The 10,676-nt window shown below is 61.7% G+C and carries 11 protein-coding genes; 5 read left to right on the top strand and 6 right to left on the bottom strand.

Annotated features, from left to right (window positions below):
* Positions 1 to 277: 277 nt before the first annotated feature.
* Positions 278 to 478 carry an SHOCT domain-containing protein gene (locus ABZ720_RS07180; protein ID WP_366554824.1) on the bottom strand — a complete coding sequence of 67 codons (201 nt, stop codon included), beginning with the start codon at positions 476 to 478 and terminating at the stop codon, positions 278 to 280.
* Between the two features lie 860 nt (positions 479 to 1,338).
* Between ABZ720_RS07180 and ABZ720_RS07175 the strand changes: the two genes are divergently transcribed.
* The 4 genes from ABZ720_RS07175 (at position 1,339) to ABZ720_RS07160 (ending at position 5,066) form a co-directional block, all read left to right on the top strand.
* Positions 1,339 to 1,890: a cupredoxin domain-containing protein gene (locus ABZ720_RS07175; RefSeq protein WP_366554823.1), complete on the top strand. Its 552-nt coding sequence runs from the start codon at positions 1,339 to 1,341 to the stop codon at positions 1,888 to 1,890.
* 75 nt (positions 1,891 to 1,965) lie between these two features.
* The gene (locus ABZ720_RS07170; RefSeq protein WP_366554822.1) at positions 1,966 to 3,675 is read left to right on the top strand and encodes a copper resistance system multicopper oxidase; all 1,710 of its coding nucleotides are present in this window, start codon (positions 1,966 to 1,968) and stop codon (positions 3,673 to 3,675) included.
* Between the two features lie 2 nt (positions 3,676 to 3,677).
* Positions 3,678 to 4,388: a copper resistance protein B gene (locus ABZ720_RS07165; RefSeq protein WP_366554821.1), complete on the top strand. Its 711-nt coding sequence runs from the start codon at positions 3,678 to 3,680 to the stop codon at positions 4,386 to 4,388.
* Between the two features lie 216 nt (positions 4,389 to 4,604).
* Positions 4,605 to 5,066 (top strand): c-type cytochrome, encoded by a 462-nt coding sequence (locus ABZ720_RS07160; RefSeq protein WP_366554820.1) that lies wholly within the window; start codon positions 4,605 to 4,607, stop codon positions 5,064 to 5,066.
* A gap of 400 nt (positions 5,067 to 5,466) precedes the next feature.
* Here ABZ720_RS07160 and ABZ720_RS07155 read toward each other — a convergent pair whose 3' ends face one another.
* Complete coding sequence (locus tag ABZ720_RS07155; RefSeq protein WP_366554819.1) at positions 5,467 to 5,931, bottom strand: transposase; 465 nt, start codon at positions 5,929 to 5,931, stop codon at positions 5,467 to 5,469.
* Entirely contained in the window at positions 5,916 to 6,488 is a 573-nt protein-coding gene (locus ABZ720_RS07150) for an IS5 family transposase (protein WP_366554818.1), read from the bottom strand. Before ABZ720_RS07150 ends, ABZ720_RS07155 begins: the two co-directional genes overlap by 16 nt.
* 171 nt (positions 6,489 to 6,659) lie before the next feature.
* On the opposite strand from ABZ720_RS07150, the gene ABZ720_RS07145 reads away from it, so the two are divergent.
* Entirely contained in the window at positions 6,660 to 7,307 is a 648-nt protein-coding gene (locus ABZ720_RS07145) for a GSU2403 family nucleotidyltransferase fold protein (protein ID WP_366554817.1), read from the top strand.
* A 100-nt stretch (positions 7,308 to 7,407) separates the two neighbouring features.
* Here ABZ720_RS07145 and ABZ720_RS07140 read toward each other — a convergent pair whose 3' ends face one another.
* The 3 genes from ABZ720_RS07140 to ABZ720_RS07130 form a co-directional block, all read right to left on the bottom strand.
* Positions 7,408 to 8,724: a TRAP transporter large permease gene (locus ABZ720_RS07140; protein ID WP_366554816.1), complete on the bottom strand. Its 1,317-nt coding sequence runs from the start codon at positions 8,722 to 8,724 to the stop codon at positions 7,408 to 7,410.
* Positions 8,721 to 9,248: a TRAP transporter small permease subunit gene (locus ABZ720_RS07135; RefSeq protein WP_366554815.1), complete on the bottom strand. Its 528-nt coding sequence runs from the start codon at positions 9,246 to 9,248 to the stop codon at positions 8,721 to 8,723. The genes ABZ720_RS07140 and ABZ720_RS07135 overlap by 4 nt, the downstream gene beginning before the upstream one ends.
* Positions 9,249 to 9,358: 110 nt before the next feature.
* Entirely contained in the window at positions 9,359 to 10,537 is a 1,179-nt protein-coding gene (locus ABZ720_RS07130) for a TRAP transporter substrate-binding protein (RefSeq protein ID WP_366554814.1), read from the bottom strand.
* Between the last annotated feature and the right edge of the window lie 139 nt (positions 10,538 to 10,676).

Here is a 10,676-nt window from a genome sequence, read left to right as displayed (position 1 = left end):
ATCCGTCCCCCGCCATCGCCGGTGCGGGTCAGGCACCGGCGATGGTTCATCTTCTACCGATGAACCGCCATCTTCATAAGACAAGCGGATCGCGTTTGAGGCACTAACAAGCTACTGGCCAACGAACCGGCGCCCGACAAGCTGCAAACCCTGCGCTGCCAGCTTAGCAAGCCGCTAGGGCTGCCAGATTCAAGGTTCGCGCAGCCACGAATCCTTTCTGATCGGGCAGTTGCCAGCGAAGGCTGGTAGGATCAATGCGCGCGCAGGCGCCCCTGCTTCAATCCGAGAGCAGCTTGCGGCGCTCTTCGTAATCCTCCTTGTCGATTTCGCCCTTAGCGAAGCGCTCCTGAAGGATCTCGAGGGGACTGCGCCGGGAGGCTGATGCACTGGAGGGAGGGTTGGGGGTGCTAGCACCGCCGAACCATCGCACCAGCAGGACGAGCAGGACGATGATCGCGCCCCAAAAGGCGATCATCATGAGGCCGCCGAAAAGCATATGGTCCCAGCCCCAGCCCGGATGCCATGAAGGGCCACGCTCTCCGAAACTCTGGGCAAGAGCCGGCGTGACCCAAAGCAACGATGACATCAAGGCCGTTGCCGCTCTGACTGCAAGCCGCAAGGTGCACCTCCTTTCCACTGAAGGTTCAAAACGTTCATCACGGATCCGCGCCGCCGCGGCTCCGCCGTCCTGGGCGGTCTAACAGCGATCGCTGCCTGGAGCCCGGGGAGGCGGGGTTACAGCGGACGTCGGATCCTGCACGCTTGATCCAAGCAGATTTAACGGACCGCGCCCTTGACCGAGATCAAGGAACAGCGCGACCTACTGTAGGGCGTGCGTTGTTGCAGATCACGTTCGTGTCGGGGTATGCCTACCGAAGTAGAGCCCTCGGTTGGGAGCTTGACGGGCTAGTAGCTCACCGGAATACTTCGGCCATGGCAGCTTCAATCGCACGTTCGCTAGCGATAGCTCTCTTCGTCATATCTGTGTTGGCGGGAGCAATCTGCTCCACAGCGGCAGGCGCTATTGGGTCGGGCGAAGGGCACCATCATGCTTCAAGCCATGAAGGGATGGCTCATGAAAAGAATGAAGCAGCCGACCGTGACATAAGCTGTGCGGTCTTTATGGGCCACTGTGTGGGCCCTTACTTCCCGGCCGAGGCGAACACTGTTGCAGCCCTCGATCTGGCTGCGGGCTATTGGGTGGCACAGACAACAGAACTTCAAGGGCAGGTGCCTGCATTGGAGCTGCCGCCCCCTCGCGTCTGAAGGACTTCGGCCAGAAGACCATTCTGACCGTTTCTCGTCCAGGTCTTAGCAATTCAGAACGTGAGGATCATCATGCTCAGCATGAAGCGTTATTCCAGTGCCTTCATCAGCCTCTCCCTTGCGGCCGCGGCAAGCGCTGCGCTGGCCGCCGGCTCCCATGACGGGGGCCACGGCAGCGCTAGCCATGGGGCGCCGAGCGATGCGTCGGCTGCGTCACGCACTGTCGATATGGTGCTGGCGGATAATTACTTTGAACCGGAAAGCATCAGCGTCGAGGCTGGTGAGACGGTGGTTTTTAAGGTCCGCAACGAGGGCGCACTCGTACACGAGTTCAACATTGGCACGCCCGACATGCACGCCGCTCATCAGGAAGAAATGATGATGATGATCGAGCATGGCGTGTTGGCTGGTGATCGGATTGATATGGATGCTGCCCAAAACATGCAGGAAAGCATGGGCCATGGCATGCACGACGATCCGAACAGCGTCCTGCTGGAGCCGGGCGAATCCGCCGAGATCATCTGGACCTTTCCGGAGGATGCGACGGTGACGCTCGAGTTTGCCTGCAATGTACCGGGCCACTACGAGGCGGGCATGGTCGGCGACTTCCAACTGGCGGACTGACCGGTCTGACCGGAGGCGGCCGATCCTCGCTATCGGCCCTTTCTCACCCAAGCCGGCTCCAACAGAGGATTTGATATGTCCAGCCTAACGACTGTCCGAGCGGGTTTGCTCGGGCTTGGCATGACAGTAGCACTGATGTCTGCTGCTGCGGCCAGCACCTATGATCTGACGGTCGACCGTGTCGAGATCGACACCGGCGACTTTACCCGTAGCGGCATCGGCTACAATGGCAGCTCGCCTGGACCGATTCTGCGGTTCAAGGAAGGCGAAAAGGTCACGATCAATGTGACCAACAACTTAGATGAGCCCACTTCTGTTCATTGGCACGGGCTGATCTTGCCGTTCCAGCAGGATGGCGTGCCGGGGATCAGCTTCGACGGCATCGCGCCGGGCGAGACCTTTACTTACAGCTTCCCGATCGTGCAGAGCGGCACCTATTGGTTCCACAGCCATACTGGTTTCCAGGAACCTGATGGCGCCTACGGCGCCATCATCATCGAGCCCGAAGGACGCGAGCCCTTTCGCTACGATCGCGACTACGCTGTGCAGTTGACGGATGCGCACGCTCACAGCGGTGCCCGCATCATGCGCAACCTCAAGATGTCGCCTGACTACTACAACCGGCAGCAGCGGACATTCATGGACTTCATCCGCGATGCCGGAAGGGAAGGAATTGGAGAGGCGCTGGCCGACCGTCAGGCCTGGGGCGACATGAGGATGATGCCCACTGATATCGAGGATGTTCAGGGCTACACGCCGCTGATCAACGGCAAGGGTCCAGCCGAGAACTGGACCGGGCTGTTCGAGCCGGGAGAACGGGTGCGGCTGCGGCTCATCAACTCCTCGGCGATGGCCTACTACGATGTCCGCATCCCAGGTATGAAGATGACGGTTGTTCAGGCGGACGGGAACAACGTCCAGCCCGTCACGGTGGACGAACTGCGCATCGCAGTGGCGGAAACCTACGACGTCATCGTGCACCCGAAGGAGGACCGCGCCTATTCCATCCTCGCAGAGTCCGTCGGTCGGACAGCCATGGCGAGGGGCACGCTGGCACCTCGCAAAGGAATGGATGGCGAACTGCCGGAACTGCGGGATCCGCCCCTTCTCACCATGGCCGACATGATGATGGATCACGAGGGTCACGGTGATATGGCCATGCCAAGTTCCGAGGAGGAAAGTCACAAAATGCCGGACGGAACGACCATGGATGGCGCTTCCCACGAGGGCATGGACCATTCCAACCACGCAGGCATGGCAGATAACCAGCAGGATCCATTCTACGCCCCAGGAAGCGGTCTCCTGCCCCAGGCCTTCAACGAGGGGAAATTCCTCTCATACAGCGACCTGAAAGCCCAGGACCCGCTATACGAAGACCGCGAGGCGACCCGCGAGATCGAAGTTCGCCTGACAGGGAACATGGAACGCTACATCTGGTCGATCAACGGCCAGAAGTACGAAGAGGCCGACCCGATCCGCTTGCAGTATGGCGAGCGGGTGCGGTTCAAATTCGTGAACGAAACCATGATGGCGCATCCAATGCATCTGCACGGGATGTGGTCGATCCTTGATGCCGGAAACGGCCGCTGGGATCCGATCAAGCACGTCATCAACGTGAATCCCGGGACGACCGTCTACATGGAAACGGAGGTTGATGCGCCGGGGCAATGGGCCTTCCACTGCCACCTCTCCTATCACGCTGAAGCCGGGATGTTTCGCAAGGTCGTCGTCGAAGGCGGGCCGTCCGAACAATCCGCTCGCCTGTCAACCGGCGCGGAGGAGTAGGCATGCTGAAACGAAATGCAGCTTGGGTTCTCTGCCTGATGAGCGGGCTTTCTGCCGGCGAGAGCCTTGCCCAGGTGCCGCCCCCTCAGTGGGGGTTCCAGGCAGAGCAACTGGAATACCGTGTGGGCAAGAATGAAGACGTGCTGGCCTGGGAAGGCGGGGCGTTCTTCGGAAATGACGCGCGGAAATTCGTGTGGCAAAGCGAGGCGGAGTACGGACTCGATGAGAAGGCCTTTGAAACGCTGGAGAACCAGCTTCGTTTGCAGTTGCCGGTTTCAGAGTTCTTCGATGCCTATGGCGGCGTTCGACTGAGCACACCCGAAGGGGAAGCAAACCGCCTGCACGGGGTGGTCGGCGTGACCGGCCTGACTCCCCAATGGCTGGAGGTCGATGCGGGACTGTTCCTCTCGGACAAGCCTTTCGTTCGTCTAGAGGCCGAGTACGAAGCCCTCATCACCAATCGACTGATTCTGACACCGGTGTTGGAACTCGATCTGCCCCTCGTCGATGACAGGCACGTCGGCGCGGCCGCCTGGGCTCCCACGGTCGAGGGCGGTCTGCGCCTGAGCTACGATCTGGTGGACCGGGCTATCTCCCCCTATCTGGGTATCCATTACGAGCGCATGTTCGGTGAAACGGGTCAAATTGCGCGACGAGAGGGCGGCGGACGCGATGCTCTCTACTTCGTGGTGGGAACACGTTTGACATTTTGATCTGGGAAGGGCTCCGGTGCAGCCAGTCGCCGGGGCCATTCCTCCACCTTGCGCCGCGCCAACGACCGCGCGTCACGACTTTTCGCGATGAGCAGGCAACTTTGCCACGGAACAGCGGAGGCCATGGCAAGCGGGTTGCCGGCCACACCTTCTGATGGAGCAGTGTCACCAATGGCCGGCAGACATTCGGGATTCAACCTGAGCAGACGAACCGTCATGGCCAGCGTGGTTGCCCTCGTTCTCCTTTTGCTGGCTGGAATATGGGGGTTCTGGCCGACGTCCGAGCAGTCGGCGGGGAGCATCGATTCCAACGATCCTGCTCTCGTGGCGCAGGGACAGGAGGTTTATGCCACCGCCTGCGCAAGCTGCCACGGCGCGGATCTCGAAGGCCAAACCAATTGGCGCGAGCGTGGGCCCGACGGTCGACTGCCTGCGCCGCCGCACGATGAAACCGGCCACACCTGGCACCACTCGGACCGGCAGCTCTTCGAGATCACCAAGTATGGCGTCGAGCGGTTCGCGCCGGCAGGCTATGAGAGCGACATGCCAGCGTTCGAGGATAATTTGAGCGACGAAGAGATCCGCGCCGTACTCGCCTACATCAAGAGCCGTTGGCCAGAAAGCGAGAGAAGGTCACAGGCCCGCGCCACAGCCCTCGACGAAGAGTCGGAGGGCTAGCGCAAAAGAACCCGCGGGGGACATCGCGGAAAGCAGCAAGGCCGGCTTCGGCGAGAAGGCCAGTACCGACGCGCCCGGCGAGATCGATCCATGTAGCCCCGGCCGTCCAGACACCAAGGCTGGCCGCGCGGCTTTCGGCCGGGTTCAGGTACATAGCGCCTACGACGCGAAGGCCGCCGAAGCTACATCAAGCCGTAAGGTTTCCCGGAACAACAGCAGCAGCTGCCGGTTGAGACGACGCGCCCCACTCAGAAGGCTGCTGAAGAAATCGCCGTAGAGCGATCCGACGCTCGGTTCTCATCCTCAAGCGGCGTTGCGAGGGCTGTTCCGTGCATTCGGATTGCCTGTTTTCGGCTTTTGAGCACCTAGTTCGACGGTTTTGGAGCGTTTCTGCACAGACTCATCCTGTTGCCAACAGTTTTGGCAGCCGAACCAGGTTGTAGGCGGCAGCCGTCAGGGTGAAGGACCAGCCGACACGGTCGAGGCCGCGATGGCGGGTCTTGGCGAGGTTTCGGGTCGTCTTGATCCAGCCAAAGCCCTCTTCGATACGCTTGCGCAGGCGCTGACTGACGGCATAACCGAGATGGCGAGTGATGCGCCTGTCGATAGCGGTCGCACGGGGCCGGCCGGACACTCGGACGTTGCCGTCAATGGCGACGTGGGGGGTGACGTTGCGAGCGTGTAGGTCGGTGACAAAGGCCCGCACGTCGTAGGCCTTGTCAACGCCGAGCGTGATGCGCTGCCGACCCTTTCTGGTTCGGTCGATCATGGTCAGCGCGGCCTCTCGTTCGGCGGTGCCGCTGGCTCGGGTCAGCAAGGCATCGACGATCAAGGCACTGCGGTTCTCCATCAGCAGGTGCCCCATGAAACACAAGCGGCTGCTCTGGCCATTGCCCTTGCGGTAGAGCTTGGCGTCCGGGTCCGTCCTGGACGCATGGGTTTCATTCGAGCGCTTCTCTCCCCTGAAGTTGCGCTCGGCGTTCCGCCCGGCCGGGGGCTCGCTGAGGTCATCCGGTTCAGCCGTGGGCCGAACGAATTCATCGAGGCCCATGCCTCGATCAGTGTACCATCGACCGAGAAGTGCTCGTCCGAGAGTAGCGCTTTGACCCGGGGCTGACTGAGTACAGCGGCCAGAAACTGGTCTGCAATCTCACCCTCGATCAGCCGATCCCGGTTCTTGCAAAAGACCGTGGGGTTCCACACCGGCGCATCCACCGACAGGCCGACGAACCAGCGAAACAGCAGATTGTAGTCCAGCTGCTCCATCAACTGGCGCTCCGAGCGGATCGAGTAAAAGGCCTGCAACAGAAGCGCGCGCAACAGCTTCTCCGGCGCGATCGAAGGCCGACCCAGTCTCGAGTAGAGCCGCTCGAACGAAGGCGAGAGCACCTCCAGTGCCTCGTCCACAATCGCCCGGATCACTCGTAGCGGATGCTCCCTCGGAACCCGTGCCTCACAGCTCACGTACGAAAACAGAACTCCGCTCGTACGATCATCTCCGCGCATCGCTACCCCCTGTTCTTCCGCCAAGAACAGGGAATCACGATCCAATCAGCGACGCGAGGCTTCTTCAGCAGCCTGCTAGGCGGAACCTTGGTGGGAACCGGCGCCTATGCCCTCTACCAAGGGGAACTGGGCGTGCGCGTCGATGCCGAGGAACTGGCACAGACGGGAGACCTGGATTTCGCCAACTTCGAGCGCCTCTCAGTCGCGCTCGAGGATCGTGTGGAAGAGACTCCGGGCGAGATTCTACAGGCGCTGAAGTTCGAGCCCGTGCTCGGCATTCATGATCGGCAGGTCTGGAGGTGGCGGCAGAGCCGGGGACAGGCCATGGTCGAGTTCCTGACGCCGGCCTTCGGCGACGAGCGGGTCAAGCGCTTGCCGGCGCTCGGCGTGAGCGCGCAGGCTCTGAACTACCTGAACTTCCTCATCGCGGAGCCCATCCCCGCCATTGCGCTCTACCGGTCTGGCGCGCTCGTGCAGATCCCGTGCCCCGAACGCTTCGCCATTCATAAGCTGATCGTAGCCGATCGCCGTCTGCGCGGCCCCGACCAGGCGAAGGCGCGCAAGGACCGCGCTCAGGCGGCGTTCCTTATTGCCGTGCTGGCCGAAGACCGGCCCAATGATCTTGCAGAAGCCTTCCAGGATGCCCTCTCGCGCGGCCCCCGCTGGCGCGATCGCATCGAGGCAAGCCTCAACCGATTGCCGCGTACCGCTGAAACACAGCGGGCGCTTGCGTGAACGCCTTCCAATAAAAGAAAGCGCAGGCCCGGCCAATGGCCGCGCCTGCGCTCTTCGTCGGAAACCACCGCCCGGACCCGAAGGTCCGGGCGTTTTTGCCTCAGCCGTAGATGAGGCCGGGCAGCCAGAGTGCCAGCCCGGGGAACACCAGTACCAGCACCACTGCAATGTTCTGAATCACATTGAACTGCAGCATGCCGATATAGATGTCCCCCAGACTCAATTCGGGCGCAGCGCCCTTCAGGTAGTAGGCAGCCATGGCCACCGGTGGGGAAAGGAAAGCGGACTGGAGATTGACCGCCACCAGGATCCCGAACCACAGCAGGCTCAATTCCAGCTCGCGCACGATCGGCGCCAGGATGGGCACGAAGATCAGCACGATGGCCGGCCACTCCAGCGGCCAGGCGAGCAGGAAGATCAGGATCATCATCATGACCATGATCCAGAAGGGCTCGAAGGGCATGTTGAGGAACCAGTTGGTGACCAGCGCCCCGCTGCCCAGCCGCGAGAAGATCGACGCGTAGATGTTCGCCGCCACCGCCAGGAAGAGAATCATGGAGGTGGTCTGCAAGGTGTTCATCATGCAGTCTTTGAACATCGGCCAGTTCATGCGCCGATAGAGTATCGCCAGCAGGAAAGCCCCGAAGGCCCCCAGGCCGGCCGCTTCGGTCGGCGTGGCGATGCCCATGAGGATCGTGCCCAGAGCGAAGAACATGAGTGCCGCCGCGGGCAGGAAGCCGGCAATCAACTCCTTGACCACCACGCCCCAGTTCGCCGCCCGCTCCTCCACCGGCAAGGGCGGCCCCAAGGCCGGGTTCATGTAAGCCCGGAACATGGCATAGCCCATGTGCATGCTTGCCAGCAGCAAGCCCGGAATGATCGCCCCGGCGAAGAGATGCAGCACCGACACGCCCAGGACCGGCCCCATGAGCACCAGCATGATCGATGGCGGGATCAAAATGCCCAGCGTGCCGCCGGCACAGACCACGCCCGCAGCCAGCCGCGGATAGTAGCCGTTCTTCAGCATCACCGGCACGGCGAGCAGGCCGATCACCGTCACCGAGGCACCGATGATGCCGGTGGCGGTGGCGAAGACCGTGGCCGTGAGCAGCGTGACCAGAAAGAGCGAGCCCGGCATCCCGCCCATGGCCAGCTGCAGGGCCCTGAATAATCGTTCCATCAAGCCGGATCGTTCCAGGAAGAATCCCATGAGAACGAACAGGGGAACGGCGGCCAGCACCTCCTCCTGCATCAAACCGAAGGTCTGCGAGACCATCAAGCGGAAGACCCGGTGTTCCAGGCCCATGTAACCGAACACCACCGCCAACAGCATCAGCGTGAAGGCGATGGGAAAACCCATGAAGATGGTGACGAGGAGCAATCCGAGCATCACCAGGCCGAGATACTCGGTGCTCATTCCGGCCACCTCCCGACGATTGCCGCATAAAGCGATTTCAAGAGTTCAGACACCCCCTGGATCATCAGCAGCACGATGGCCACCGGAATGACCGTCTTGAAGGGATAGATCGGCGGTGCCCAAGGCGAGTAGAAGCCGCGCTCCCCCTGAATCCAGGAGCGCTCGGCGTAGCCGTAGCCGGCCTCGAAAAAGAGCCACATCGCCGGAAAGAACAGGAGAACGTAGAGCACCGCATCCATGGTCCCCTGCCAACGCGGGCTCCAGGCGCGATAGAGAAAGTCGGTGCGGATATGGCCGCCCCGATAGAGACAGTAGGCCGACCCCAGCATGAACATGGAGCCGTAGAGCATGTAGGTGACGTCATAGGCCCAGATAGTGGGCGCCTGGAATATGTAGCGCGCCACCACATGCCAGACGATGGCCAGCATGAGCACGATCGACATCCAGGCAAAGACCCGCGCACAGAGAATCGTGAAGCGGTCGATGACCCTGACGATCGCGCGTACCCCGGAGTCCAATGGCATAGGCGAACCCCCTGAAGAACGGTCAGGTCAAAGTGAGACTTTCAGCCGCAAAGGGGTGCTGGCACGCGCTATGTGCCAGCACCCCTCGCGACACTAACGAAGCCCTCGACTCAGTTGCCTATGAAGGTGTTGTAGTCGGCAGGCGCGGTGTACTCGAAGTCAACCACACCGCCGCTCTCGACCAGGCCGCCCGGGGCCCAGTAGCGGTCGGCAATGGCCTTCCAGTCCGGCTCCAGCATGCGCCGCGCGACGACATTGTGGGATGCCCACTCGAGCTGCGAGTCGGCGATTTCCTTGAAGGCCGGATTCTCGGCATACTCCTCGGCCAGAATGGTGTGCCATGCGTCCAGGGACTCTTCCAGGATGTCGTCCGGCGTGCGGCGGAACTGCACGCCCTTGTCCGCCAGGCGCTGCATGGCCAGACGGTTCTGATGGGGCTTGTGGTTCTCCCACCAGAGATAGTGCGCTTGGGTGGTGACGATGATGATGTTCTTGATATCCTCGGGGAAAGATTCCCAGATCTCGGTGTTGAACAGCACCTCCGCCACCGTCACGGACTCATGGTAGGCTGGCGCATAGTGGTACTGCCAGACATCCTCGAAGCCGAGCGCCTCGTCGTGGTAGGGATTGACGAACTCACCGGCGTCGATCACGCCCCGCTCACCGGCCGGCACGATCTCGCCGCCCGGCAGGGTAACCACGGACACGCCCATGTTCGCGTACATTTCCCCCGGAATGCCCGGGATGCGCAGGCGCAGTCCGCGCAGATCGTCGGCCGACTCGAGCTCGACGTTGTACCAGCCCAGCGACTGCGGACCGGTACTGCCGACCGGCATCCAAAAGACGTCGGCGTTCAGGACGTTGTTGAAGTAGTTGTTGTTTACTTCCAGGCCGCCGCCTTCCCAGATCCAGCCCCAATAGTCGAAGGAATCCATGCCGAATGGGCCGGCGGGGCCGGAGGAGACCATCACAGAGGCACGATTCTTGCCGACCCAGTAGCCGGACCAGGCGTGGCCGCCGTCGATGATCTGCTCGTGCACGGCATCCAGCACCTCGAAGGCGGGCACCACCGCGCCGGCAGGCAGCGTTTCGATGGTAACCCGTCCGCCGGTGTTCTTTTCAATCTGCTCCGCCCAGCGCACGAAGTTCGTCTGGTGCGGATCACTGGATGACCAGGTGGATTGGAACGTGAGATCGAACTGCTCTTGGGCGGATGCTTGCGTCCCCATGCCGGTCATCACGACACCGGCGAGGGCCACTGCGGCCGTCCCAGCCAAAACTCTCTTCATGATAGCTTGCCTCCCTGCGATTGGGCGTGAACTCTGAAGTGGAGCAACGGTGGCGAGCTATTGTTCTGCCCTTACACCGCCAGCACAGAGCCATAGATTGCAGCTTACGCTATTTGACTGTCACTGGCTCCGACCCTGC

Source organism: Aquibaculum sediminis (assembly GCF_040712085.1).
In the GTDB taxonomy this organism is placed as follows: domain Bacteria; phylum Pseudomonadota; class Alphaproteobacteria; order Kiloniellales; family DSM-21159; genus Aquibaculum; species Aquibaculum sediminis.
The sequence above is the reverse complement of the archived record's forward strand: the minus strand, read 5'-3'. Positions and strand labels throughout refer to the sequence as shown.

Bases quoted from the DNA above. Each gene is read 5' to 3' on its own strand.
- ABZ720_RS07165 (WP_366554821.1), top strand. From the start codon at position 3,678: ATGCTGAAACGAAATGCAGCTTGGGTTCTCTGCCTGATGAGCGGGCTT.
- ABZ720_RS07160 (WP_366554820.1), top strand. From the start codon at position 4,605: ATGGCCAGCGTGGTTGCCCTCGTTCTCCTTTTGCTGGCTGGAATATGG.
- ABZ720_RS07155 (WP_366554819.1), bottom strand. From the start codon at position 5,931: ATGGGGCACCTGCTGATGGAGAACCGCAGTGCCTTGATCGTCGATGCC.
- ABZ720_RS07180 (WP_366554824.1), bottom strand. From the start codon at position 478: ATGATGATCGCCTTTTGGGGCGCGATCATCGTCCTGCTCGTCCTGCTG.
- ABZ720_RS07140 (WP_366554816.1), bottom strand. From the start codon at position 8,724: ATGAGCACCGAGTATCTCGGCCTGGTGATGCTCGGATTGCTCCTCGTC.
- ABZ720_RS07135 (WP_366554815.1), bottom strand. From the start codon at position 9,248: ATGCCATTGGACTCCGGGGTACGCGCGATCGTCAGGGTCATCGACCGC.
- ABZ720_RS07175 (WP_366554823.1), top strand. From the start codon at position 1,339: ATGCTCAGCATGAAGCGTTATTCCAGTGCCTTCATCAGCCTCTCCCTT.
- ABZ720_RS07130 (WP_366554814.1), bottom strand. From the start codon at position 10,537: ATGAAGAGAGTTTTGGCTGGGACGGCCGCAGTGGCCCTCGCCGGTGTC.
- ABZ720_RS07170 (WP_366554822.1), top strand. From the start codon at position 1,966: ATGTCCAGCCTAACGACTGTCCGAGCGGGTTTGCTCGGGCTTGGCATG.